The organism is Nocardia seriolae NBRC 15557, assembly GCF_007990715.1.
Classification (GTDB): domain Bacteria; phylum Actinomycetota; class Actinomycetes; order Mycobacteriales; family Mycobacteriaceae; genus Nocardia; species Nocardia seriolae.
Window position 1 is genome coordinate 1 of the sequence record NZ_BJWY01000089.1, and the last position, 25,058, is coordinate 25,058.

Annotated in this window: 24 protein-coding genes and 1 pseudogene; 19 read left to right on the plus strand and 6 right to left on the minus strand. The window is 69.0% G+C overall.

The window, feature by feature from the left end; all coding sequences use genetic code 11:
• Positions 1–5: 5 nt before the first annotated feature.
• Positions 6–869 (minus strand): oxygenase MpaB family protein, encoded by an 864-nt coding sequence (locus NS2_RS24190; protein WP_045438767.1) that lies wholly within the window; start codon positions 867–869, stop codon positions 6–8.
• Positions 870–1,001: 132 nt separating this feature from the next.
• Between NS2_RS24190 and NS2_RS24195 the strand changes: the two genes are divergently transcribed.
• Complete coding sequence (locus NS2_RS24195; protein ID WP_052086784.1) at positions 1,002–1,625, plus strand: TetR/AcrR family transcriptional regulator; 624 nt, start codon at positions 1,002–1,004, stop codon at positions 1,623–1,625.
• 85 nt (positions 1,626–1,710) lie between these two features.
• Positions 1,711–2,250 (plus strand): TetR/AcrR family transcriptional regulator, encoded by a 540-nt coding sequence (locus NS2_RS24200; RefSeq protein ID WP_033089730.1) that lies wholly within the window; start codon positions 1,711–1,713, stop codon positions 2,248–2,250.
• Here the strand turns inward: NS2_RS24200 and NS2_RS24205 are convergent.
• On the minus strand, positions 2,240–2,959 hold the full coding sequence (locus NS2_RS24205) for a TetR/AcrR family transcriptional regulator (RefSeq protein WP_033089712.1): 720 nt from the start codon (positions 2,957–2,959) through the stop codon (positions 2,240–2,242). The genes NS2_RS24200 and NS2_RS24205 overlap by 11 nt on opposite strands.
• A 124-nt stretch (positions 2,960–3,083) precedes the next feature.
• On the opposite strand from NS2_RS24205, the gene NS2_RS24210 reads away from it, so the two are divergent.
• The 5 genes from NS2_RS24210 to NS2_RS24230 are packed head-to-tail and all read left to right on the plus strand — an operon-like array spanning position 3,084 to position 8,388.
• Positions 3,084–3,944, plus strand: coding sequence for a metal-dependent hydrolase (locus NS2_RS24210; protein WP_033089711.1), 861 nt, complete (start codon positions 3,084–3,086; stop codon positions 3,942–3,944).
• 31 nt (positions 3,945–3,975) lie between these two features.
• Positions 3,976–4,857 (plus strand): metal-dependent hydrolase, encoded by an 882-nt coding sequence (locus NS2_RS24215; protein ID WP_052086780.1) that lies wholly within the window; start codon positions 3,976–3,978, stop codon positions 4,855–4,857.
• A gap of 17 nt (positions 4,858–4,874) precedes the next feature.
• On the plus strand, positions 4,875–6,443 hold the full coding sequence (locus tag NS2_RS24220) for a flavin-containing monooxygenase (protein ID WP_045438771.1): 1,569 nt from the start codon (positions 4,875–4,877) through the stop codon (positions 6,441–6,443).
• Positions 6,440–7,336: an SDR family NAD(P)-dependent oxidoreductase gene (locus NS2_RS24225; RefSeq protein WP_033089710.1), complete on the plus strand. Its 897-nt coding sequence runs from the start codon at positions 6,440–6,442 to the stop codon at positions 7,334–7,336. Before NS2_RS24220 ends, NS2_RS24225 begins: the two co-directional genes overlap by 4 nt.
• A complete protein-coding gene (locus tag NS2_RS24230; RefSeq protein ID WP_033089709.1) occupies positions 7,333–8,388 on the plus strand; it encodes a ferredoxin--NADP reductase in 1,056 nt (351 codons plus the stop codon). The genes NS2_RS24225 and NS2_RS24230 overlap by 4 nt, the downstream gene beginning before the upstream one ends.
• 33 nt (positions 8,389–8,421) lie before the next feature.
• On the opposite strand, the gene NS2_RS37790 is transcribed toward NS2_RS24230, so the two are convergent.
• From NS2_RS37790 to NS2_RS24240, 3 genes and pseudogenes are all read right to left on the minus strand, one after another.
• Positions 8,422–8,727 carry a hypothetical protein gene (locus NS2_RS37790; RefSeq protein WP_249218121.1) on the minus strand — a complete coding sequence of 102 codons (306 nt, stop codon included), beginning with the start codon at positions 8,725–8,727 and terminating at the stop codon, positions 8,422–8,424.
• 58 nt (positions 8,728–8,785) lie between these two features.
• Positions 8,786–9,637, minus strand: a pseudogene (locus tag NS2_RS24235) (amidohydrolase); the annotation flags it as partial.
• Positions 9,634–10,872 (minus strand): MFS transporter, encoded by a 1,239-nt coding sequence (locus NS2_RS24240; protein ID WP_036547119.1) that lies wholly within the window; start codon positions 10,870–10,872, stop codon positions 9,634–9,636. The gene NS2_RS24240 and the pseudogene NS2_RS24235, both read right to left, overlap by 4 nt.
• A gap of 50 nt (positions 10,873–10,922) precedes the next feature.
• Between NS2_RS24240 and NS2_RS24245 the strand changes: the two genes are divergently transcribed.
• The 6 genes from NS2_RS24245 (at position 10,923) to NS2_RS24270 (ending at position 17,285) form a co-directional block, all read left to right on the plus strand.
• Positions 10,923–12,038 (plus strand): Lrp/AsnC family transcriptional regulator, encoded by a 1,116-nt coding sequence (locus NS2_RS24245; RefSeq protein ID WP_052086779.1) that lies wholly within the window; start codon positions 10,923–10,925, stop codon positions 12,036–12,038.
• A 341-nt stretch (positions 12,039–12,379) separates the two neighbouring features.
• Positions 12,380–14,080, plus strand: coding sequence for a thiamine pyrophosphate-binding protein (locus NS2_RS24250; protein ID WP_033089707.1), 1,701 nt, complete (start codon positions 12,380–12,382; stop codon positions 14,078–14,080).
• A 23-nt stretch (positions 14,081–14,103) separates the two neighbouring features.
• Positions 14,104–14,736, plus strand: coding sequence for a hypothetical protein (locus tag NS2_RS24255; RefSeq protein ID WP_033089726.1), 633 nt, complete (start codon positions 14,104–14,106; stop codon positions 14,734–14,736).
• Between the two features lie 2 nt (positions 14,737–14,738).
• Positions 14,739–15,755, plus strand: a complete 1,017-nt coding sequence (locus NS2_RS24260) for a 3-oxoacyl-ACP synthase III family protein (RefSeq protein WP_045438777.1) — start codon at positions 14,739–14,741, stop codon at positions 15,753–15,755.
• 13 nt (positions 15,756–15,768) lie between these two features.
• On the plus strand, positions 15,769–16,773 hold the full coding sequence (locus tag NS2_RS24265) for a pyridoxal phosphate-dependent aminotransferase (protein ID WP_036547117.1): 1,005 nt from the start codon (positions 15,769–15,771) through the stop codon (positions 16,771–16,773).
• Complete coding sequence (locus tag NS2_RS24270) at positions 16,773–17,285, plus strand: MarR family winged helix-turn-helix transcriptional regulator (protein ID WP_081986145.1); 513 nt, start codon at positions 16,773–16,775, stop codon at positions 17,283–17,285. The genes NS2_RS24265 and NS2_RS24270 overlap by 1 nt, the downstream gene beginning before the upstream one ends.
• Before the next feature lie 61 nt (positions 17,286–17,346).
• Here the strand turns inward: NS2_RS24270 and NS2_RS24275 are convergent, their stop codons facing one another.
• Complete coding sequence (locus NS2_RS24275; protein WP_147207293.1) at positions 17,347–18,057, minus strand: Mut7-C RNAse domain-containing protein; 711 nt, start codon at positions 18,055–18,057, stop codon at positions 17,347–17,349.
• Positions 18,058–18,413: 356 nt separating this feature from the next.
• Here NS2_RS24275 and NS2_RS24280 point away from each other — a divergent pair, with 356 nt between their 5' ends.
• The 6 genes from NS2_RS24280 to NS2_RS24305 all read left to right on the plus strand — a co-directional run bounded on the left by NS2_RS24280 (position 18,414) and on the right by NS2_RS24305 (position 25,047).
• Positions 18,414–18,848 (plus strand): hypothetical protein, encoded by a 435-nt coding sequence (locus tag NS2_RS24280; RefSeq protein ID WP_052086778.1) that lies wholly within the window; start codon positions 18,414–18,416, stop codon positions 18,846–18,848.
• 125 nt (positions 18,849–18,973) lie between these two features.
• Positions 18,974–20,560 (plus strand): condensation domain-containing protein, encoded by a 1,587-nt coding sequence (locus NS2_RS24285; RefSeq protein ID WP_082062696.1) that lies wholly within the window; start codon positions 18,974–18,976, stop codon positions 20,558–20,560.
• A complete protein-coding gene (locus tag NS2_RS24290; protein ID WP_071811648.1) occupies positions 20,557–21,834 on the plus strand; it encodes a glycosyltransferase in 1,278 nt (425 codons plus the stop codon). The genes NS2_RS24285 and NS2_RS24290 overlap by 4 nt, the downstream gene beginning before the upstream one ends.
• A complete protein-coding gene (locus NS2_RS24295) occupies positions 21,831–22,805 on the plus strand; it encodes a daunorubicin resistance protein DrrA family ABC transporter ATP-binding protein (RefSeq protein ID WP_033089704.1) in 975 nt (324 codons plus the stop codon). The genes NS2_RS24290 and NS2_RS24295 overlap by 4 nt, the downstream gene beginning before the upstream one ends.
• A complete protein-coding gene (locus NS2_RS24300) occupies positions 22,802–23,632 on the plus strand; it encodes an ABC transporter permease (protein ID WP_081986144.1) in 831 nt (276 codons plus the stop codon). The genes NS2_RS24295 and NS2_RS24300 overlap by 4 nt, the downstream gene beginning before the upstream one ends.
• A gap of 62 nt (positions 23,633–23,694) precedes the next feature.
• Positions 23,695–25,047, plus strand: coding sequence for a hypothetical protein (locus NS2_RS24305; RefSeq protein WP_033089703.1), 1,353 nt, complete (start codon positions 23,695–23,697; stop codon positions 25,045–25,047).
• Positions 25,048–25,058 lie beyond the last annotated feature (11 nt).

The following is a 25,058-nucleotide window of genomic DNA, read 5'->3' on the forward strand; positions in this document are numbered from 1 at the left end:
CGACACTAGCTGAGGGCCCGCTCGGCGGCCCGGATCTTGCGGTAGACGCGACGGTCGTAGCGCAGCGGCCGCGGCAACAGCGGCCAGGTCCTGCGGACCGTGGTCGCGAAAACCCGGAAACCGAACTCGTCCAGTCGATTCCACTCGATACCCAGGATCTCGCGGCTGCGGTCGGGCATGAGCGCGCCGAGCAGCCAGATATTGAATTCCATGAACGGCCGACGGATCACCGCCCATATCCACGCGGGAATGCCCGGCATCGGCGGTATCGGGGTGGTCGGCAGCTTCAGGGCGAAGTCGGTGGTCGCGTTGGACTCCAGCTCCTCGGCCAGCATGTGCTCCCAATATGCCTGGAACTCTTCATAAGTCCCGAAGACCGGCTGCATGGACAGGACGTAGCGCTGCCACCACGTGACGCCCTCGGCCCACAGCTGTTCCCTCTGGGCGTGGGTGAGCGGCGTGCCGAAGACGTCGTTCATGGCCATGACGGCCTCGACGAAGGTGACGTGCGTCCACCAGAAGATGTCGGGACGCAGTGCGTGATAACGGTTTCCGTGATGGTCGACGCCCTTGAGGTCGCGGTGGTAGTCGCGCACCCGGCCCGCGGCGTCGGATTCCGGCGGATCGTAGACGGAGTCCTCGATCTTGGGTATCGAACGCATCAGCCGGTCCCACGGGTCGTCGAAGAAGTTCGAATGCTGTTGCAGCGCAGCGGAAACGGCAGGGTGCATGTTCTGCAGGGTGCCGGAGCGGCCGAGGAACAGTTTCAGCCGTTGATCGCCGAAGTACTCCCACAGCAGTGAGCCGGGGCCCAGTGGCGCTCCGATCGGCGGGGTTGTCGGTTGCTCGGCTGCTGCGGCGCTGGTCATGGCTCGGCCTCCACGTCATTGGGAACTCCTGCCCGAACAGTACAACATATTGTCTCTCTTTGTCGCAAGACTCTGCGACAAATTGTGTCGCCCTGTCGCATCCGGCTAGACTCCGGTCGGGAGGTGCGGTCGGTGGAATCACCCTTGTCGCTGCAGGCCCTGCTCACGGTCGCCGGGCCCGACGATGCTGTGGACACGCGTATCAAAGAGGCCGCGCTGGAACAGTTCGCGTTGGTCGGTATCCGCCGGACCAGCGCCGACGACATCGCCAGACGGGCCGGGATCAACCGGGCCACTCTGTACCGGCGCATGGGCGGCCGCGGGGAGATCACCCGCGCCGCGCTCGCGCACGAGGTACGCCGCACCCTGGCCGAGATCGAGCAGCGCATCGGCGATATCGCCGACCCGCTGGAACGGCACAACCGCGGATTCGTCGTCACCGTCACCATCCTGCGCGACCATCCGCTGCTGCGCCGGCTCTTCGAGGTGGACAAGGACGAGGTGCTCAGCTGGCTCACCGTCGAAGCGGGGGAGATTCTGCGTATCGCGACCGCTTTCGTGACCGCGCAGGTCGAGGACGGCCGCGCGCAACTCGGGCTGGCGAGCTCTGATCAGGCGCAGTTCTACGCCTCGACCATCGTGCGGCTCATACATTCACTGGTCTTGACGCCGGATGCTCCGCCCCGGCTGGATTCCGAGGATCAGTTGCACGACTACGCCGTCCGCTATCTGCAGCCGCTGCTGACCGCACCCTGACCTTCGTGCAACCGCGCACTTTCCCTGGACGAACGCGGATGCTCGTCTCAAGATGAGAGCTGATCTTGGCCGGTGAGGAGTGAATATGGTCGAGCAGCGCGTGGATTGGCTGGCGGGCGGGGTGCGGCGGTCGGTCGCCTCGGACCGCATCGTCGGGGTGGCGACCGAGCTGTTCCAGGCGCGCGGGTTCGACCACGTGGGGATGGATGAGGTGGCCGGTGCGGTGGGGTGTTCGCGGGCCACGCTGTATCGGCACTTTCCGGGGAAGGCCGCGCTGTTCGATGCGGTCATGGCGAAATCGGCCATGCGGGTGGCCGAGCGGGTGACGGCGGCGGTGCGGCGCTACGACGGGTCGCGGCGGATCGTGGAGGCGATCCTGGCGTCGGTGGCGGCGGTGCGGTCGGATCCGGTGCTGGCCAAGGGGTTCGCGGGGAGCCGGGCGGGCGGGAGTGACGGGGCGTTCGCGTCGTCGCCGGAACTGGGGCGGATCGCGACGCTGCTCACCGGGATAGCGCCGGATGACGAAGCGGCGCAATGGATTGTGCGGATGGTCTTGACACTGCTGACCTGGCCGCTGGCCGATGCCGCCAGCGAGCGGCGGATGGTGGAGCGGTTCATTCGCTGAGCCGGGAGAGCGGGACCAGCGGCTCCTCGGGGTCGAGGACCAGGCCGCGGGCCTCGGCGGTGGCGGCGAGGGCGCCCCAGGCGAAGGCGGTCAGCTCGTCGGTGAGTTCCTTTGCGGTAATGACCGGTTCGTTGAGCCAGCGCAGCACGCCCAGGCCGATCGCGCCGAGCATGGCGTCCACCGCGAACTGGGTGTGATCGCCGTTCGCGCCGTGCAGGCGCAGCACGCCGGAGAAGAAGTCGGCAACTGTATCGGACAGTGGGCGGCCGTCCTCCAATAACCGGGCCGCCCCGAAGGCTGTGACGACCTGTGAGCTGACGATGAAGTGGAACAGGTTGGGGCGCTCGGCCACCAGATCGATGTAGGCGGACAGGGCCGTGTGGACGGCGTCGCGCACGGGCCCGGTCGGGTCCAGGTGCGGGGTGACGCGCTCGACGATGAGTTCTTGCACGCGCCCGCTCACCGCGGCGAGCAACTCCACCTTGTCGCCGAAGAAGCGATACAGCTTGGGACGCGGTATACCAGCGGTTTTCACCACGTCGTCGATGGAGAGATCGGCCCCGTGGGTATCGATGGCGCGGATGGTGGCCTCGATGAGTTCGGCGCGGACCGAGGCGCGGTGCGTGTGCCAGCGGTCGTAGCGGGCGTCCCTCTTCGGCTCCGCGCCCTGCGGCTCGGCCGGGCGGTCGCGAGGCGGGTGGGAGGCCATGCGGCAGATTGGAATTCGATTCGTCGGGGCACACCCCTTGTGCGGTGTCTGGGACAATCTTACACTTGGCCTTACATCGAACACGTAGTACTAGGTACTTAGTGTTGCACCAAGGACGGTCAAGATGGTGAATACCCTTCCGGCGCAGACCTATCCGAAGGCCCGCCGTATCAATTTCCGCTTCGATCCGCGTGTGTCCGACGGCCGGTACTTCGTCGCAAACGACATGGTCTACAGCCATTTCGTGGCCGGCATGTCCGGCGGCTTCCCGGCCGGAGAGGAATCGTTCATCCGCTCGGTGCGCCGGGTGGCCGACCGGGTCACCGATCCGGTGCTCAAGAAGCGGGTCACCGGGTTCGTCGGGCAGGAGGCCATGCACGGCCACGAGCACCGCAAACTCAATGAAAAGCTGGTGGAACTCGGCTATTCCATCGCCTGGCTGGACTCGGAGAAGGCCAAGGAGCGCATGCTGTGGATCGAGGAGCGGGTGCCGCCCGAGGTGCACCTGGCCATGACCGCGGCGGCCGAGCACTACACGGCGGTGCTGGCGCAGCGGGTGCTGGCCAGCGACGAGATCCAGGCCATTCCGGGCGACCCGGAGGTGTGGAACCTGCTGAATTGGCATGCGCTGGAAGAACTCGAGCACAAGTCGGTGGCCTTCGACGTGTTCCGCGCGGTCGGCGGCTCCGAGCGCACCCGCATCGGGGTCATGCTCGCCATGTACGCGCTGACGCTGCCGCTGACCTACGTCGGTCTGGCCGTCGCGGTCGGCCGCGACGAGAATGCGCGGCGGCAGCCCGTCCGCGTGGCGCGCGAGACCTACCGGCTGTTCACCGGGCCCGTCTTCCGGGGGCTGATGCCGGAGCTGGCCAAGTACCTGCGGCCCGGTTTCCACCCGGACGACATCGACACCTCACGGTTGCTTTCCCGTTGGCAACAGGAGCTTTTCGGGAAAGACGGACAGCTCGTCGATCACCTGAAGTAATCACAATTCCATCGCAAGAAAGGACCGACCAATGGCGATCGGTCGGCAGGAAAACACGTCCCTCATGCCCTATCCCAAGGTGCGGCGCATGCGATTCCGGTTCGGCGAGCCCGAGCCGATGGCGCATCAGTTCGTCCAGGGCGACATCCCCCTCACCCATTTGATCGCGGTGCTCTCGGGCGCGTTCCCACCGGGCGAGGAGTCCTTCATCCGCTCGGTGCGCAAATTCTCCGACGAGGTCACCGATCCCGTGCTCAAGAAGCGGGTGGCCGGATTCATCGGGCAGGAAGCAGTGCACGGGCAGCAGCATCGGCGGTTGAACGAGCAGCTCATCGCCAATGGGTTCCCCATCGTGCGGCTGTTCACCTTCGGTCATGGCGCGCTGCGCGAGCGGGGCGTGATGGCGGTCGAGAATCTGGTGCCCCGGCAGGTGCATCTGGCGTTCACCGCGGCGGCCGAGCACTACACCGCGACGCTGGCCAACCGGGTGCTCGGGACCAAGGAGATCCAGGACATCCCGGGCGACGCCGAGGTGTGGAACCTGTTGAACTGGCACGCTTTCGAGGAACTCGAGCACAAGTCGGTGGCCTTCGACGTGTACCGCGCCACCGGCGGGCCGGAGCTGGTGCGCATCGGAGTGATGGCGGGGATGTACTTCGTGACCATCCCGATCGTGTCGGCGGGCGTGCTCGCCTCGATCCTCAGCGATCCGCGCAGCTGGCGGCCGCTGAAAGTGGCGCGGCAGTCGATTCGGCTGTATCGCGGGCCCATCGTCAGGGGGCTGCTGAAGGAGATGCGGCCCTATATGCGGCCGGGTTTCCATCCCGACGACATCGACACCAACGCACTGCTCGAGCAGTGGCGGCAGGAGCTGTTCGGCGCGGACGGCGAACTGCTGGATCGCATCGGCTGAGCCGGAGGGTATGAACAATGGGGAGCAACGGTGGCAGTGGTGTGCCCATCGAGGCCCGTCCCGACCACGAGGTCATCGTGGTCGGGGCCGGGTTCGGCGGCATCGGCACCGGTATCGCACTGCAACGCAAGGGCATTCACGACTTCGTGCTCGTGGACAAGTGGGATCGGGTGGGCGGCACCTGGCACGCCAATACCTATCCCGGGGTGGCGGTGGACATTCCATCGTTCATCTACAGCTTCTCCTACGAGCAGCGCGGGGACTGGTCACGAATCTTCGCGCCGGGCACCGAATTGCGCGACTACGCCGAGAGCATGGTCGACAAGTACGGGCTGCGCGACAAGCTGCGGCTGAACACCACCATCGTGGCGGCCGAGTTCGACGACCGGAACAGCCTGTGGCGCTTGACCACCGACGGCGGCAAGACACTCACCGCGCGCTACGTGGTGCTGGCCATCGGCGGGCTGGAGCGGCCCAAGATGCCGGACATCGAGGGGTTGGACAGCTTCGGCGGAACGTTGATGCACACGGCCATGGGGGATCACGATGTGTCGCTCGCCGGGAAGCGGGTGGCGGTGATCGGTACGGGAGCCACGGCGCTGCAACTGATTCCGGCCATTGTCGACGAGACCGAGCACCTGACGGTGTTCCAGCGCACGCCCATCTGGGTGTTCCCCAAGAACGACGCCGAGGTCGGCCGGATCGGCCGGCTGGTGCTGGGCAACACCCGGATCCGGTCGGCACTGCGACTGGTCGGCAATGTCGGCACCGAGGTGGCCATGAGCGGCATGGTGGTGGGGCCGACCTGGCTCACCGATGCCGGGCGGCGACTGGCGGAGGCGCCGATCCGGCGCTGGATGCGGTCCCAGGTGCGCGATCCCGAGCTGCGGGAAAAGCTCACGCCGCGTTACGGATTGGGCTGCAAGCGGCCGTCCATGTCCAACGATTACCTGAAGACGTTCAACCGCTCCGACGTCAGCCTGATCACCGATTCCATCGCGCGGATCACCGAGCGCGGCGTGGTCACCGTGGACGGGACCGAGCACGAGATCGATGTGCTCGTCTGCGCCACCGGATTCAAGCTCTGGGATAAGGGCGCGATTCCACCGTTTCCGGTGCGCGGTCGCGGCGGCAAGGACCTGGAGAGGTTCTGGGACGAGCAGCGGTATCAGTCCTACCAGGGGGTTTCGGTGCCGGGGTTCCCCAATGCCTTCACCATCACCGGGCCCTACGGGTTCGTGCTCGGCTCCTACATCTCGATGATCGAGGCCACCTCGGCGCATCTGGCGCGGGTGATCGCGGAATCCAAGGCGCGCGGTACCGACGAGGTGGAGATCCGGCAGGAGGTGCACGACGAGTACTTCCGGCGGTGCCTGAAGCGGCAGGAGAAGAACTTCCTGTTCACCTCGGTCTGCGACGGGTCCAACACCTACTACCTCGACAATCACGGCGATTCGCCGTTCCGTCCGTCCACGCACGGCGAGATGTACTGGCAGAACCGGCATTTCGATCTGGACGTCTACCGCTACACGGTCGGCGCTCCGGTCCGGCCCGCGCCGGTCGCGCTCTCCGAGGAGGTCTCGTGAAACTCAACGGCATCGATCCGCGGCTGGTGGTCGTCACCGGTGCGGGCAGCGGCATCGGGCGGGCGACGGCGTTTCGGTTCGCGCGCATGGGCGCTCAGGTCATCGTCTCCGATATCGACAAGGACGCGGCGCTGGCCACGGTGGCGATCATCCGGTCCCGGGGGCAGCGGGCGGTCGCCACGGCGCTCGACGTCACCGATCCGCACGCCTGGGCGGGCTTCGCCCGTGACGTCCATGCCGATCACGGGGTGCCGGATGTGCTGGTCAACAATGCCGGAATCCTGGTCAGCGGGGCGTTTCTGGATCTCGAGCCCGAGGATTGGGAGCGGCAGCTGAGCGTGAACCTGCTCGGGGTCGTGTACGGCTGCCGGGCCTTCGGGCGGCTCATGATCGACGAGGGCAAGCGCGGGCACATCGTGAACATCGCCTCGGCGGCGGCCTTCACGCCGACCCCGGTGATGTCGGCGTACTCGGTGTCCAAGGCCGGGGTGAAGATGCTCACCGAATGCCTGCGCCTCGAGCTCGCGCCCAAAGGCGTCGGCGTGAGCGCGATTTGCCCGGGGGTGATCAATACCGATATCGGCGAGCACGCCATCGCGGTCGGCGTCGATCCCGTCCTGGTGGAGCGCGGCAAGCAGATCACCGCGCAGATCCAGGAACTGGCCGAGCGTCTCCCGTTCTCGCCGCTGAGTCCCGATCTGGTGGCCCGCGCCGTGGTCCGCGCCATCCGCTTCGACCTGGCCGTCGTCCCGGTCCGGGCCGAGGCCTGGCTCGGCTACTTCATGCTGCGGATCGCCCCCGGGGTGAATCGCCGTATCACCCAGCCCCTTTCCATGGAGCGCATCCAGTCGCTCGGCGAGCTCGTCGTGGGCAGGGGAGGAGGCCCCCGTTGAATGCTCGCGCCCACGAACTGAAGGTGCGCGAAGTAATCAGCGAGACCGCCGACGCGGTCTCGCTGATCTTCGATATCCCCACCGACCTGACCCGCCGCTTCACCTATTCCCCGGGCCAGTACCTGACCCTCCGAATCCCCAGTGACCGAACGGGTTCCGTGGCTCGCTGCTATTCGCTGTCCAGCAGCCCGCACTGCGGCGACCGCCCGACCATCACCGTCAAGCGCACCCCCGGCGGCTACGCCTCGAACTGGTTGTGCGACAACATCTCCGCGGGCGACGTCCTCACCGTCGGGGAACCGGCCGGAAACTTCGTCCCCCGCACCTGGAACCGCGACCTGCTGTTGTGCGCCGCGGGCAGCGGCATCACGCCCGTCATGTCGATCCTCAAATCGGCGTTGCCCCTGGGCCGCGCGAATATCGCCCTGCTCTACGCCAACCGGGACCCCGCCTCGATCATCTTCTCCGCCCGACTCCAACAACTGGTCGCGCGCCACCCCCGCCGCCTGACCGTCCACCACTGGCTCGAATCCGACCGCGGCCTCCCCACCCCGCACGCCATCGCCGGCTGGGCCCGCCCCTACCGCCGCCACGACGTCTACCTCTGCGGCCCGGCCGGATTCGCCGCCACCGTCAAACAGGGTCTGTCCCAGCTCCGAATCCCCGACCGGGCGATCCACCAGGAGGAATACCGCTCCCTGACCGACAACCCCTTCGAACACCACACGCCCGTAGCCGTCGAACCCCCGAGCGCGGTGTCAGCTCCGTCCGCCGACGCCGCCACCGTCCGCGTAGACATCGACGGCGAAACCCACACCCTCCCTTGGCCCAGATCCAAGAAGCTCCTGGACGTCCTCCTCGACCATGGCATCGACGCCCCCTACGTCTGCCGAGAATCCGCCTGCGGCACCTGCATCTGCACCGTCAAACAGGGCCGCACCCGCATGCTCATGAACGAATCCCTCATAGAAGAGGAACTGGCCCAGAATCTGACCCTCGCCTGCCAAACCCTCCCCGAATCCGACACCCTCCACATCGCCTTCGATCAGTGATCCGCCAGTCGCGGATCACTGTCCGAATCGCGGTCAGGGGCGAACGAGTTCGGCCTGGGTGGCGGTGAGCATCGCCGTGATGGCGGTGGGGAGGGCCTGGACGGGGTCGGGGGCGAAGCGGGGGGAGTGGTTGGAGGCGAAGTGGGGTGGAAGCGCGCCCTCGGTGAGCATGTAGGTCTGGTCTTCGGGGGTGAAGCGGGCCGGGTCGATGCCGCCGATGTGCCAGAAGACGGAGGGGGCCTGGGCGGCGGTGCCGAAGGCGCCGAAGTCCTCGCTGCCGGTGATGGGGTGATCCATCGGCATGACGGGGAGACCGGCGGCGGTGAGGGCGGACAGCACGCGCTCGGTGTCGCCGGGGGGGGGGGTTCTCGGTGACCGGGAAGTGGTCGTAGAACTCGACCTTCGGCTCCTGGGGTGCGCCCGCGGCGGCGGCCTCGGTCTCGGCCATGCGCACGATGCCCTCGATCATGCGGTTGCGCGAGCCGTCGGTGAAGGTGCGCAGGCTGAGCAGGAGCTCGGAGGATTCGGCGACGATGTTCGGCCGGGTGCCCGCGTGCAGTGCGCCCGCGGTGAGGACCGGCGATGCGGCGGTGGCGGTTTGGCGGGCGGTCAGCGCTTGCAGGCGCACCACCAGCGAGGCCGCCATGAGCAGCGGATCGATGGTGGTGTGGGGCTGGGAGGCGTGGCCGCCCTTGCCGAGGAAGGTGACCCGGACCGAATCGGAGGCGGCCATGAGGGTGCCCGGCTTGCTCAGGATGATGCCCGCGGGCAGCGGGCTGACGTGCTGCCCGAGCACGATGCGCGGGTGCGGGAATCGTTCCAGCAGACCGTCGTTGATCATGCTCTGCGCGCCCGCGCCGGTCTCCTCGGCGGGCTGGAACAGCGCGACCACGGTGCCGGGCACCGGGTTCGCGGCCAGTTCGGCGCAGGCGCCGAGCAGCGCGGTGACATGGACGTCATGGCCGCACGCGTGCATGACGCCGGGAACGGTGGAGGCGTAGTCGAGACCGGTCTCCTCCTGTACCGGCAGCGCGTCCATGTCGGCGCGCAGCCACACCACCGGACCGGGACCGCCGTGCAGAACGCCGACAACACCGGTGCCGCCGACGTTTTCGGTCACCTCCCAGCCGGGCATGGCGCGCAGTTCCTCGGCGACCAGGCGGGCGGTGGCGTGCTCCTGGCCCGACAGCTCCGGATGCGCGTGCAGGTGCCGGTAGACCTGCTGCCAGTGCTCGGGGGATGCGGTCATGGGAGAACCTCCTTCGTAGGGACGGTCGCGCCCGCGCGGCGCGCCAGCCGCGCCCGGAACGCGTCCGCGGTTTGCGGTACCGCGACGGCGGCCGCCAGGGCCAGCAGCGGCCCCAGCGCCATTGTTTCGAAAGCCGTTGTGTACGAAACATGATCGGTGACGACACCGAAGGTCAGCGGGCTCAACACACCGGCGAGCTGCCCGCCGAAGACGATCACCCCGGTGGCCGCGCCGATATAGGCGCTGGGCAGCGACCGTAGCGGCACCGCGAACGCGGGCATGTACGCCAGCCCCGCCACCAGGCTCATCACCGTGCCCACCAGCACGAACAGGGCGAACGGTTCGGCCCGCGGCAGCACGAACAGCATGGCGGCGGTGAATGCCATGGCGGGCGCCACGATCACCCGCGGCCGCCCGCCGATCCGATCCGACAGTCGCGCGCCGAGCACCACCCCGACCGCCGCGGCCAGCGTGGTCGGCACCGCCGCGAAGGCGATGCCGCCCTGGGAGATTCCGTGCTGCTCTTTCAGAAAGGTCGGCGTCCACGCGGTGACGCCCCACACCAGCACGTCGTATCCGAAGAAGATGACCGCGAAACCGAGCAGTGACGGCGAGAAGAGCACGGCCCGGCGTTCGGCTCGGGTGCCGACGTCCGCCACCGGAATCTCGTCCTGCGCCAACGGTTCCGGCATCCACCGCCGCCACGCGAGAATGACCGCCACCCCGAGCACCGAGATGACCGCGAACATGACCCGCCAGCCCACGGTGGGCAGCAGCACGCCCGCGAGCACCGCGGCCAGCAGCAGCCCGGCGGCATTGGAGGAATTGGTCCAGCCCGCGGCGGTGGTGCGCTGTTCGGGCCGGGTGCGTTCGGCCAGCGCCTTGATGGCGGCCGCCGGGAAGACGCCCTGCACCAGGCCGAACAGGAAGCGGACGGCGAGCAGCGCCGTGAAGGACCAGGCGAGGGCGGTCAATCCGGTGAAGACCGACCAGGCGGTCAACCCCACCATGCCGACCCGCAGCGCACCGTAGCGGTCGGCCAGCAAACCACCTGGAACCTGGACGATCGCGTACGCGATGAAGAACACCGACACCAGCAGACCCTGTTGGGTGTGATCGAGACCCAGGTCGCCGCCGATCGCGGGCAGCGCGAAATTGATGACGGTCCGATCGATGTAATCCACCACCCACGCCGCGAACAGCAGCATGACGGTGATGCGGGTGGTGCGTGGCATCCAAGCCCCTTCATAAGCGGGAGGAGTGGCTAGGGTGCCACACTGGCCCGATGCCCGAGGATACGGCGAAATCGCCGGATACCGCCATCCCGGAGAGCCAGCTGCCGGAATCCGCCGTGCTGGCCGCCTTCGATGAGCGTGACCTGGATCTGGTTAATGCGCTGCAAATCAATCCGCGGGCCTCCTGGACGCGGATCGGCGAGTCGCTCGGCATGGACGCCACCACCGCGGCCCGGCGCTGGGGGCAGCTCACCGGATCCGGGCTGGCCTGGATCACCGCCTACGCGCCGGAATTCGCCACCATCGCCTACCTGCGGCTGCGCTGCCGCGCCGAGCGACTGGCCGAGATATCGGAACGGGTGACCGCCATGCCGTGGGTCTTCAGCGTGGAGCGCGTCACCGGCGGTTTCCCGCTGCAACTGTCGGTGGCGGTCGAAAACCTGGCCGCGCTCGACGATTTCACCGCGGGGGAGCTGGCCGCCCTGCCCGGCGTCGAGGAGATCCGCACCGCGGTCAACCAGCACGTCTATGTCGAGGGCAGCCATTGGCGGCCGCAGGCCCTGGACCCCGGTCAGCGCACGCTGCTGACCGAACCGCGCGGTCCGGCTCGTCCGCACAGGAGAGCCCCCGCGCACTCCCGCCCGCGGCCCGGCGACGCGGCCCTGGTCCTCGCCCTGTCCGCGGACGGCCGTCGCACCATCGCCGACCTGGCCCGCGACACCGGCCTCACCGAAACCACGGTCCGCCGCCGCATTTCCGACATGACGAGCTCGGGGCGGCTGGTGTTCCGCTGTGATTTCGCCGAGCAGGCCGCGGGCTGGAACGTCACCGCGAACTACTGGGCCGATCTGCCCGCGTCCGCCATCGACACCGTGGGCGCCGCCCTGGCGTCCTGGCCGGAGATCCGCCTGTGCGCCGCCACCGCCGACGACAGCAATGTCATGCTCATCGGCTGGCTGCGCGGCCCCCGCGAGGGCGTACTGCTGGAAACCCGCCTGCAGCGCGAGTTTCCGCAGCTGCGGATCATCGAGCGCCAGCTCACCCTGCGCACGCTCAAACGCATGGGCCGAATCCTCAGCCCGCGCGGGCGCGCGGTGGGGTATGTCCCGTTCGACGTCTGGGGCCGCGATCCCGACCGCCCGCTTCGTCAGGGTCGCTCCCGATGACTGGCACGGGCACCCGTCAGGGCTATCACCCGGTCAGCATCGGGCTGTTCGTCAATGAGCTGGTGCGCCGCGCCGCGATGAACCCCGGCGGGCCGCGATTCGTTGATACGGGTGAACCGGCGGTGCGGCCGGTAACCGTCCAGATGCGGTCCGGTTTCACCCTGCACCCGGACCCGGGCCCCGCCGAGGTCGTCCCGCGGCGGGGTCTTCGCATACCTAATTGCCCTGGCTAACAGCACTTTTCGAGCTACGGTGTGATCTGAGACACGTTGATCGAGCTCGCTCCCCATGGATACCTTGTGTGCGATGTATCGCGGACAAGCAATGCGAAACGGAGGATCGTGACCGACAGCGAACCCGGTACCCGCACCGTGGCCGATCTCATCGTCGACCGCGTCGCGGCCCACACCGACCACCTCTTCGGCGTCGGCGGCGCCAATATCGAAGATCTCTACGACGCCGTGCACCGCCACCCCGCCCTCATCGGCATCATCGCCAAACACGAGTTCGGCGCGGCCACCATGGCCGACGGCTACGCCCGCGCCACCAACCGCCTCGGGGTCGTGGCCGCCACCTCCGGCGGCGGCGCCATGAATCTCTTTGCCGCCCTGACCGAATCCTTCGACTCCCGAACCCCCATCCTGGCCCTCGTGGGCCAGCCCCCCACCGCCCTCGAAGGCCGCGGCGCCTTCCAGGACACCAGCGGCCTCCCCGGCCGCCTCGACGCCGAGGCCATCTTCGGCGCGGTCTCCCGCCACTGCGCCAAGGTCACTCGCCCCCAGGACATCTCCGCCGAACTGACCCGGGCGATCGATGCCGCCCTGACCGGCGGCCCGGCCATCCTGCTGCTGCCCAAAGACATTCAGGCGGCACCCGCTGCCACGGTGGCTACGCCGAGTTCCGCGGTGGCGACGCCGAGCCACGACACCGGCACGGCGGAATCGACGGAATTGCCGGTCCAACTGGCGGACTTGCTCGCCGAGGTGCCCGCGAGCGGTCGCGTGGTGGTCATCGCCGGGCCGGAGGTGGCCGCATCGGATGCACGGGCCGCACTCGCGGCGGTCGTCCGGTCCTGGCACGCCGCGGTGCTGGTCACCCCGGACGCCAAAGACGCCTTCCCGAACCGGGATTCGCGCTTCGCCGGGGTCGTGGGTGTCATGGGGCATCCGCACGCACCGGAACTCGTCGCGGGGTCGGAGCTGTGCCTGCTGGTAGGCGCGCCGATGTCGATGACCGCGCGGGCCGGGCTGGATGGCGCGCTGGCCGCATGTCCCCGAGTCGCGTATCTGGGATCGGAAGACCCCTTCGTGCCGGTCGGCGCGGTGGCGCGTGGGCCGTTGGCCACCACCTTGCGGGCCGTCGCGGACCTCGCGGGTGCGCGCGATCGCCTCGCTCCGCCGTGGACCGAATCGGCCGAAATCGGCTCGCGCATAACCGAATTGCCGGTGCCGCCCTCCGCCGGGCCGGGAGTGCGGTACCGCGCTGCGGTCGGCGCGCTCGAGGCGGCGCTGGAGCCGGGGACCGACGTGATCGTCGATGCGGGGAACACCGGGGCGGCGGTCGTGCACCATCTGCGGGTTCCGGAGGAGGGGAGGTTTCTCATCGCGCTCGGGATGGGCGGGATGGGTTATTCGTTCGGGGCGGGCATCGGATGTGCGCTGGGGCGGGGGCGGCGGGCCGTCGTGATCGCCGGGGACGGGGCCTACTTCATGCACGGGCACGAGGTGCATACGGCCGTGGAGTACGGGGTGGACGTGACGTTCGTCGTGTTCAACAACAACGCGCACGCCATGTGTGTGACGCGGGAGCAGGTCTTCTACTCCGGCGCCTACAGTTTCAACCGGTTTCGGGCCGCCGAGATCGGGGCGGGGGTGGCGGCCATGTTCCCGGAGCTGCCCGCCTGGACCGCGCGCACCGTCACCGAATTCGAGAACGCCTTGGAGAAGACGCGGGCAATACCGGGGCCCGCGTTCATCGAACTGCAGTGTGACCCGGACGAATTCCCACCGTTCGCACCGTTTCTGAAGGAGCCCCTCCCATGACCGAGTCCATCGAGACCGCGCCGATCGAGGTGCCGGAGCTGGATATCCCGGGTGTGTACCGCATCGAGACCATGGCCCTGAAAGAGGGCATGCCGCTGGTGCTGGACATGACCCGGGCCGTCTACCCGCACGACGAGATCTTCGGGCAGTACTGCACCGTCACCGAATTCATCGCCGCACCGCCGGACGAGGTGTTCGAATACCTGGCCGACACCCGCAGTCTGTGCGAATGGACCTACAGCATGCGCGGTTTCGAACGGACCGCCGATCCCGAGATCTGGGTCTCGGACGACCGCATCGGCTCGCACACCCGCATCTACACCCGCACCGTCGCCAATGCCCAGGCCCGCACGGTGGACTACCACTGCGCCTGGGACCAGGCCGACCACCTGTGGATGATCTACCTCATGCGGGTCGTGGACGCGCAGCTGGTGTTGAACCAGCCGGGATCCGTTGTCACCTGGACCAATTGCCACCACCCGTTCTACGAGGACAACGCCTACCCGCAGACCGCACCCGAGGGCCGCCCGGTCTGGGTCGGCGACTTCTGGCACCTCTTCGCCGCCGGACATCTCCTGGAACTGCGCAACCTCAAGGCGATCTGCGAACACCGCCACGCCGCCCGACAGCCGATCAAGCCGGAATGGATGGACTGAACATGAGCATAGACACCGTCAGCCTGATCGACGTCGCGGGGTATCTGCCCGAGAACATCGTCCCCGCAGACTATTTCGCGCAGTACGCGGACCCCGACGAGGTCACCTCGAACCTCATGTTCAAGGCCCCCAAGTTCCGCCACCACATCGCACCGGGCGAGACCCCCGCCGACATGGCCGAGCGTGCGGTGGCCCCGATCCTGGCCCGCCAGGGCCGGGAAGCGCTGCGCGAGGTGGACATTCTCATCGTCCACACCCAGCTGCCCGAACTCGGCATCGTCGGCAGCGGCGGCGAAGTCGCCGCCCGCCTGGGTATTTCGCCGGAATGGCTGATCGATCTGCACAACGGCGGCTGCGCCTCGTTCGTCTACGGCATGAAGCTGGCCCGCCAGATCCTGCTCTCCTCCGATGCCCGCTCCGCCCTCGTGGTGACCGTGCAGAACGTGGCCGGTCAGGTCTTCACCCAGGAGCAGGTGCGCGGCAAGGCGCAGGCCGCCATCCCCGGCGACGGCGCGGGCGCGGGATTGCTGGTGAAATCCGGTGATTCGCCGATCCTGGGCATCGAGACCCGGCATCTGCCGCAGTTCGCCGGGCAGATGACGGTGATCGCCGAACCGCCGCGCCGCTACTGGGAGGCCGGCAGCGGGCAGATGCACGTCGGCTTCACCGAATCCAAGATCGCCAAGGTGCTCCAGCGCGGCAACCGGCTGGTGCCGGAGGTGGCACACGCGGTGTGCGGCCGGATCGGCGTCGAGCCAACGGAATTGGATCTGCTGGTCACCAACCAGCCCAACCGCGCCTTCCTGCGCAACTGGCGCGACGCCCTGCAACTGCCCGCCGAACGGCATCCCGACACCTTCGACGACTGCGGAAACCTGTTCGGCGCGGGCATTCCCGTCACCTTCGACCGGGCCGTCGACGAGGGCCGGGTGCCGGCGGGCTCGCTGGTGATGCTGGCGGGCTTCGCGCACGCGGGCGATTTCGCCGGGGCCGCCGCCCTCCGGTGGGGCGGGCGCTGAGGGGGCGCGTGCCGTGACCCCGCTGATATCGGCCGGACATCGATTGCAGCTCAACGAGATTCCCTTCGGCCCGCCGCCCTCGGTGCGGGCCGCGCTGAGCCACGCGCTGGCCTCGGCCAACCGGTATCCCGAGTTCCTGCCGGAGCGGCTGCCCCGGCTCATCGCCGGGCGGCTCGGCTGCGCACCCGATCGGATCGTGGTGGGCGCGGGCGCGACCGGCGTGATCATGCACATCGTGCAGGAATTCGGTTCCGGCGATGCGGAAGTCGTGATGGCGACGCCGACCTTCGACGGTTTCCCGATCCTCACCGGCATGGCGGGCGGGCGGCCGGTCGCGGTGCCGCTCACCGGTACCGGCCGCCAGGACCTGGCGGCGCTGGCCGCCGCGGTGACCGAGCGAACCCGGCTGGTGGTGGTGTGCAGCCCGCACAATCCCACCGGAACCCTGGTCCCGCCCGCGGAATTCGAGTCCTTCCTGTGGGAGATCCCCGCCGCGGTCCCGGTCGTCCTGGACGAGGCCTACGTGGACTTCGTCCCCGAGGCCGACCGCGTCGACATCTTCGACCTGTTGGACCGACATCCGAATCTGCTTGTCCTGCGGACTTTTTCGAAGGCGTACGGGCTGGCCGCGCTGCGGGTCGGCTACGCCGTCGGCGCGCCGGAGCTCATCGAGCGAATCGCCCGCTGGCAGCTGCCCTTCGGGATGACCGCGCTCGCCGAGGTCGCGGTGCGCGCCTGCTACGAGGCGGAGGCCGAGATCCGGGCTCGCATCACGGTGCTGGGCGAACATCGCGATCGGCTCACCTTCGGCCTGCGCGAGCTCGGCCTGTGCGTGCCCGACAGCTACGCCAATTTCTCCTACCTCACCCTGCCCGGCCCCGACGCCGATCGGGTGGCAACCGCGCTTGCGGGCGCGGACATCCACGTCAAGGCCTATCCCACTGGTATCCGCATTACGGTCGGCGATCGGGTGGCCACCGACGCGGTACTCGACGCCGTCCGCAGTACAGTGCAGTAATGCACGAACATCCGCCTTCCGCACCCGGCGGGCACCGGGCCGGAGCGGACGAGGAGATCGACTACGCACTGCTGTCGCTCAATGCGCAGCTGTGCTTCGCGCTGTACTCCACGTCGCGATCCATGACCGCCGCCTACCGGCCGTTCCTGGACGATATGAACCTCACCTACCCGCAGTACCTGGTGCTGCTGGCGCTGTGGGAGCGTCCCGGCATCACCATGAAGGACCTGGGCGAGCAGGTTCACCTCGACTACGGCACGCTCTCGCCCCTGGTCCAGCGACTACAGTCGCGCGGCCTGGTGGACAGCGTCCGCAGCGCGACCGACGGCCGCGCCGTGGTGCTGCACGCCAGCGAATCCAGTCGCGAACTCCAGCACGGGGCCCAGGAGATGATCCGCACCGTGCTGGGTCTGGTCGGCGTCCCGGTCGAGGACATCGAGGCTCTGCGCGATCAGGTCAAGGCGCTCGGCGCCCGCCTCGACGCGGCAGCTGAGGCCGCCCGCGCCCGCTGATCCGGATCCGGCGCTGATCCGGATCCGGGCGAAGTCGGCCGGGCGGGCGAACCCGGCCGGGTCAGGCGAACGTGGCGAGGGCGTCCGCCACGATGGCGTCGAGGCGGGCGTGGTGTGCGCCCTTCCAATAGGTCTGGCCGCAGTCCACGCACTGGGCGAAGGAGTCGTAGCTCTGGCCGGTGTTGTCGGGCAGCTGCGCGCGCACGGTCTCGCGGTCGGCGGCGCGCAGCGAGCCGTTGCAGGAGGTGCAGCGGGTCCAGGGATCCAGGCGCGGGGCGAAGCGGGACAGCACGTCGTCCAGCTGCTCGGCGGGCTGATGGCTGTAAACGTAAGCGCCGGAATAGATTTCGCGGCGGCGTAGCAGGCCGCGATCGCGCGAGAGCAGCACCCGCCGCTCGGCGGCCGACCGGGCGGCCAGTGCGGCGTCACCGATGTCCGGATTCTCGTATGCCGCATCGATTCCCAGTAGCCGCAGTCGGCGGGCGAGGGTGCCCAGATGGATGTCGAGCAGGAAGCGCAGCGGTTCCGAACTGGGTTGCGGGCGGGCCACCGCGGCCACCGTGATCGTTTCCCCGCCCGCCGGAATATGGCCGGGCGCAACCGATTCGCCGTTCACCGTGAGCGTGCCCACCTCGGTCAGCGGCACGCCCAGCGACTCCACCACGTGCCCCAGCGTCGAGGTGCCGTCGACGCGGACCGGCGTGCCGTCGTGCTGCCCGACGAACACGCGCAGCTCGGGTGCGACCTCGACGGTGATTTCCCCTGCGTTCACCAGCCCAGGATCCCAGAAACCGGGCACCGGCGAGCAACTCGATTTCGATCTCGGTCGGCGGGGTGCGGCGGGTCGAAAGTGAAGTGGAGACCAATTTCTCCCCCACAGTGGCCTGAAGCACAATGGAAGAATATTGGAACAGTTCGTTAACCAATTGTTTGCGTATCTATGGGTTGCGCGCTTGGAACGTTGGTGTTTTTCTAAGTTCGCAGGTCGATTCGGACCCACCGGTGGAAGATGAGTGTTTACCCGCCGGGTGCCATTCTCGGCAGTGTCGCCGCCGCACATCACAGACCTGCCGCCACCGAGCCGCCGCTCGGCGCTCGACCTGATGAAGGTGAAAGGAAATACAGGCCATGAACGCACCCGGATTGGCCCGTGCGGCCAGTGTTCTCGCCCGTAGCGCCATTGTTCTCGCGGGCCTCGCCGCGCCGATTCTCGCGCCTGCCCTGGCTACCGCCGCGTCGGCGGGAGGCGATGCCACCGCCCCCGCCGACCCGGTCGCCACGGCGCCCGCACCCGCGCAACCGTCGATATTGCCGCAGCTGGGAACGGGTAGCTCCGCGCTCGGCACCGGCAGTTCGACCGCCGCCGGACTGGCCGGGGCGCTCGGCACCGGCAGTGCCGCGGCCGGCAGTTTCGCCGGGCTCTTCCCCGGGCCCGGCTCGGTACTCGGACTGTTGGGCACCGGCAGTGGCGCCGCCAGCGGTTCGGCGCAGGCCGGTGGGACGGCCGCACAGGCATTGGGTTCCGGCAGCGCCGCCGCGGGCGCTGGATCGTCGAGCAAGTAGAGCAATAGCTTCCAATTCGCCCGGCGGAATATAAACCGTTTCAGGAGCAATGCTTTCGCGCACCGTGATTATTTACGGATTCCGAACGGTTGCCGTGGCGGCGGAATTAGATGAGGGAGACGGTCATGGATTACACCCATCTGTCCGAATTCACCGTGCGCTCCGGCGCACTCACGCTCTGGCGCGCCGAACTGGCCGCCGGGTCCGGCTGGGCCACCGACGAGCGACCCTTCACCAGCGTGCACGTGCGGCACTGCCGGGACGCCGATGCCGCCGACCCGCGTCCGGGCCGGGGCCGTTGGATCGGAACCATTTTCGAAATGGACGCGCCGTTCGACGGCGATCACTGGCGCGAGACCGTGCGGCTGTGGCACGCCCGCCACGAGGGCCTGCGCACCACCCTCGCCGTCGGCGCGGCGATCGAACCCGAGCGGCTGATCTGCGCGGCCGCCGACGTCACGGTCACCGCCGAACCGGTGCCCGGCATCACCGGATCCGGGCCCATCAACGAATACCTCACCGACGCACTGGAATTGCGGCTCTCCCCGCTACAGTGGCCGCACTGCCTGCTGGCCACCGTCGAGCACGCCGACACCGGCGACTTCACCGTGCTGGTCGCCGCCGACCACTCGGTCATGGACGCCTACTCGCAGGCCATCGTCATTCTGGAGCTGCGCACCCTGTATCGCTGCGTGACCCAGGGTGAGCCGGTGCGGGAATCGCCCACCTTCGGCAGTTCCGCCGACTTCGCGGACTGGGAGCGCACCGCGGCGGCCTCGCTCACCACCGACTGCGAACCGGTGCGCTACTGGCGGCGCTTCCTGGACGGCTCCGGCGGCATGCTGCCGCGCTTCGAACCGGCCATCACCGCCACCAGCGGCGCCGTGTCGGACCGCGCGCAGGCCAGCCTGTCGCGGAAGCTCATGTCGCTCAGCGATCTCGAGCTGGTCGAGCAGGCGGTCACCGAGCGCGGCCACCGCCTCTCGGTCGCCGTCTTCACCGCCCTGGCGCTCGCCTACCGCCGCGCCTTCGGCTATATCTCGCTGCGCGCCATCATGCCCATCGCCACCCGCCCCGACCTGCGCTGGCTGGAATCCATGGGCTGGTTCGTGAATGTCGTGCCCATCGACATCACCCTCGCCCCCGACGTGGACACCGACAGCGCCCTGGAATCCACCCGCACCGTGCTGCGCCGCTCGCGAGTCGCCAACGACGCCACCTGGACCCGGGTCCTGGAACTCCTGGACTGCACCGACCGACCCCGCTTCGGCATCTCCTTCCTCGACATCCGCGTCCTCCCCGACCATCAGCTCGTCGAATCCCTGCGCGGCCACACCCTCCGCGCCGAGTCCTACTCCGCCGACGAGGTCTTCTTCTGGATCGTCCGCTCCACCGACGGCCTTCGCCTGTCCACCCGCTTCCCCGCCTCCTTCCCCGCCGTCGAAATGGACCGCTTCCTGGCCGAATTCACCCGCGCCATGGCTGAATTCGCGCACGGAGTCGGGCCCGAGGTCGCGACCGGACCGGCGGCGCCCAGCGCCTCGCAGGTGCTCGAAGGCGAGGTGCGCGCGGCGGAACGCGGCTCCGTCGGCGGCGAGCGAACCGCTGCCGCCCTGGCTCCTTTCGGGGTCCCGGCCGCCGACCGCACGGCCGCGACCCCGCCACCCGAGGCCGCCCCCGCGCCCCTGGCCCCGCCAGGGGCCGCTCGATGAAGGTGCTGCTGGCCTTCGCGGGCAGTCGCGGTGACGCACAGCCCGGTGTGCTGCTCGGTCGGGAGCTGGCGGGGCGTGGGCACGATGTCACCGTGGCCGTGTCCCCGAATCTGGTGGAATTCGCCGCACGCTACGGGGTTTCGGCCGTGCCGTTCGGGCTGGACAGCGGCGAGCTGCTGCGGGCCCAGCGCGACGACGCGCGCTTCCGGCACCCCAATCCCGTTCGCCGCGTTCAGGCCGTCGTGGACCTGCAACGCCGCGGATTCGGCGAGGCGGCGCGAGATCTGCTCAGCTTGGCCGGGGACAGCGTGGTCCTGGTCACCGGGATGGCGTGCGAGGAGGTCGCCGCCGAAGTCGCCCGCCACCACGCCATCCCGCTCGCGGCGATGCACTTCTTCCCCATCCAGCCCAACCGCACGGTCCCGGTCGTGCCGACGGACTGGGCGCGGTATCTGCCTGCGGAACTCAATCGGCTCGGCTGGCGCGCCCTGGCCAAGGCGCGCGCCTGGGCGCTGGCCCCCGAGATCGCTGCCTTCCGCCGGGCCGCGACGCCCGGTGGGGACGCCGATTCCGGACGGTCGTACACCGCGATCCAGGCGTACGACCCGGCATTGTTCCCCGGCCTCGAGGACGAGCTGCGGGAGCCGCTGTTCACCGGGTTCCCGGTTCCCGCCGATGAATCGCCGGCCATCGGCGCCGAACTGTCCGAATGGCTGTGCGCGGGACCGGCTCCGATATACGCCGGTTTCGGATCGATGCCGGTCACCGATCCGGTGGCGATCGAATCGATGGTCCGGGAGGTGGGCCGGCGACTGGGACGGCGAGTCTTGCTGGTGGGATCCATGTTCCGGCCCCGGATCGGTGACGGCCTGGCAGTCGTCGATCAGGTGGATCACCCGAGCGTGCTGCCGCTGTGCGCCGTCGCCGTGCACCACGGCGGGGCGGGCACCACCGCCGCGGCCCTGCGGGCGGGCGTGCCGTCGGTGATCTGCGCGGTTCAGGCCGATCAGCCCTACTGGGGCAGGCAGATCGAGGCGCTCGGATTGGGCGCGACCGCGCCGTTCGCCGGATTGACCGCGAATCGGCTGGAGCGGCTGCTGATTCGGGCCACCGAACCCGAGGTGGTGGCCTGGGCGGCCGCCTTCGGAGCGGGCTTCCGCGACGATGGGGTCCGGCGGGCCGCCGATGTCATCGAATCCATCACTCGAGACGAATCCATCACCGAGGACAGCGGCGTTCGCGAGGTGCCGACCATGATCGGAGGTGTGCGATGAGCACGGAGATCGCAATCGAAACCCGGGGGCTGGGCAAGAGTTTCGGATCCATGGCCGCCGTGGAGGCGGTGGATCTGAGCGTCGCGGCCGGGACGGTGTTCGCGCTGCTCGGCCCGAACGGAGCGGGCAAGACCACGACCGTGCGCATGCTGGCCACGCTGCTGCGGCCCTCGCGCGGCACGGCAACGGTTTTCGACTACGACGTGGTCGGGCAGGCCACGGCGGTGCGGTCGATGATCGGGCTCACCGGGCAGTACGCCGCCGTCGACGAGAACCTCACCGCGTGGGAGAACTTGCGGCTGTTCGGACGGCTGCTCGGATTGAGCCGGCGCGCCGCCCAGGACCGGGCCGCTGAACTGCTGGAGGAATTCGAGCTGACCGGGGCCGCGCAACGGCGGGTGAGTTCGTTCTCCGGCGGCATGCGGCGACGGCTGGATCTGGCCGCGACCCTGATCACGGTGCCGCCCTTGATCTTCCTGGACGAGCCGACCACCGGGCTGGACCCGCACACCCGCGAGCGCATGTGGTCGGTGGTGCGCGGGCTGGTCGGGCGCGGCGCGACCATCCTGCTGACCACCCCGTACCTCGAGGAGGCCGACGCGCTGGCGGATCGGATCGCCGTCATCGATCACGGCACCGTCGTGGCCGAGGGCACGGCGGGGGAGCTGAAGGCGTCCATCGGCGAGGAGATGCTGCGGATCGACCTGGTCGACCCGGCGCAGCGCCCGCTGGCCGACGCCGCGGTCGAACGGCTCACCGGCGCCACGCCCCTGCACGGCGACAATCCCGCCACCCTGGCGGTGCCACTCGGCGATATCGGCACCGCCGCCGATGTCATCACCGCCTGCCGCGACAGCGGAATCCGCCTGCGCGGCTTCGGGGTCGACCGCCCCGACCTCAATTCGGTGTTCCTGGCGCTCACCCAGCGCCCGGCCCGTCCCTCGCTTCCGGCAGAAAGGGCGAGCGCATGACCGTCGTCGCCGACACCATCCTGGTGCACCCCACCGCGCGCATCGCGCGCGAGCCGCGCATCACCCATGTCGGCCTGCGCGCGGGACTGGCGCAGTCGCTGTACATGGCCCAGCGCGGCATGCTGACCTTCCGGCACAGCCCCCAATTGCTCTACGACGCCGTCCTGTTGCCCATCGTCGGCCCGCTGCTGTTCGGCAGCGTCTTCGGCAAGGCCATCGCGGGCAGCCTGGACGCCTATCTGCCGACCCTCATTCCCGGCGTGCTGGTGCAGATCGTGCTGACCTCCTCGGTCGCCATGGGAGTCCAACTCTCCGAGGACATCCGCTCCGGCGTCTTCGACCGCTTCGTCTCCATGCCCATCGCCCGCTTCGCCCCGGTGGCCGGGGGACTGGTGGCGGGCGCGACCCGCTACGTGATCGCGGCGCTCATGGTGCTGCTGGTCGGCTTCGGCATGGGTTACCGGCCCGACCATCCCTTCGGCCTGATCCTGGGCGCGGCCCTGGTGGTCTTCGCCACCACCGCCATGAGCTGGCTGTTCGCCTTCATCGGCGTGACGGTGGCCAAACCGGCCGCGGTGCAGGGCATGTCGATGCTGGTGCTGACCTTCGTCAGCTTCGCCTCCAACGCCCTGGTGCCGGTGGCGGCCATGCCGGCCTGGCTGCGCCATGTCTCCGACTACAACCCCGTCTCGCATCTGGTGGTGGCCGTGCGCACCCTCGCCGAATCCGGTTCGGTCGGCTCCGACTTCGCCTGGTCGGTGGGCGCGGCCCTGGTCGTCGCGATCGTGTTCGCGCCCTTGACCGTTCGTACCCTGCGCGCCCGCTGATCCGGCAGCTCGCCTGCTCATCGATCTCGCATCTCTGACTGCTCATCGATACGGAGACCGCCATGACCGCAGTCCTGAACCGGCTCACCGCCGACGACGACCTGTTCCTGAAGCTGCACGACCTCTACGGCAACGCCCTGGTCAACCAGCTGGCCTGGCGGTTCGACGAGCCACTGGATCCGGCTGTGCTGCAACGCTTCCACGCCCACCTGGCGCACGGCTTCCTGTCGCGCCGGGTGATGACCACCGCCGTGCCGTTCGCCCGGCCGTGGTGGGTGACGGCGGGCGACGCGGAGCCGCTCGCATATCAGGAGGAGCCGGTACCCGAGAACGGCGTCCTGGATTGGTTCTTCGACCAGAGCCGGGTCGAGTTCGATCCGGTGACCGGCCGGGTGTGGCGGTTGTCGGCCGCGCCCACCACCGGCGGCGGCACGCTGCTGTCCCTGGTCACCTCGCATGTCGGCTCGGACGGGGGCGCGGTGCTCTACGCGGTGGGTGACGCGCTGCGGCGGCTGGACCTCGGCGACACCCCGGATATCGCAACGAGTTCGGGGCGGCTGGTGGGCTCGAACCCCGGCACCGGCCTGCTGCGCGCCCATCTCGCGGACGGTCTCGGCCAGCTGCGCGCCGTGGCGCTGAGCCTGCGTGCCGCGCTGGCGGCGCGCAATGTGACCGAGCCCGAACGCAATCCGCGGCCGACCGAGCCCCGCCGCCTGTTGCCCGCCACCTATTCCGCCGCCGATCTGGTCGTGGAAGTCGATGCCGCCGAATGGAATTCCGTCGCCGCCGCCCACAACGGCACCGCCAACGGGCTCATGGTCGGCGTCGCGGTCGGCATTCTCGGGCGCAGCGGCCGAATTGCCGACGGCGCGGCCGTCCGCGTCGATATCCCACACTCCATGCGCGGGCACGACGACCCGCGCGGCAATGCCACCACCGGCCTGCCCATCGCGGTTTCGTACCGCAAGGGCGAGCACACCGACCTGCGCCAGGTCCGCAGCGCCATCAAACAGGCCGCCCGCGCCTATGCCGACCCGGCCACCACGCCCGCGCTGCAACACCTGCAACCGGTCCAGCAGATGCTGCCGAAGTTCGTCCTCGGCTATTTCTCCCGCACCGCCAAGGCCCCGGAGTGCCTGTGCACCAATCTCGGTGAGACCGGCCAGGGCGTGGCGACCCTCGCGGGGGTGCGCGCCCGTTCGGTTCTCATGCGCCCGGTGGTCTGCACCGGCGAGACCGAGCTGTTCCGCCGCGTCGAGATCGGCCTCAATCTCTCCTGGTCCAGCGACGGCGAGACCGTTACCCTCGCCATCACCGGAGCCGACCCGGACCGCTTCCCGACCCGGGCCGCGTTGCGCGACTACGTCATCGACGAGTTCGAGTCCTGGGGATTGCGACCGCGATTCTGGTCCTGATCTTTTATTGA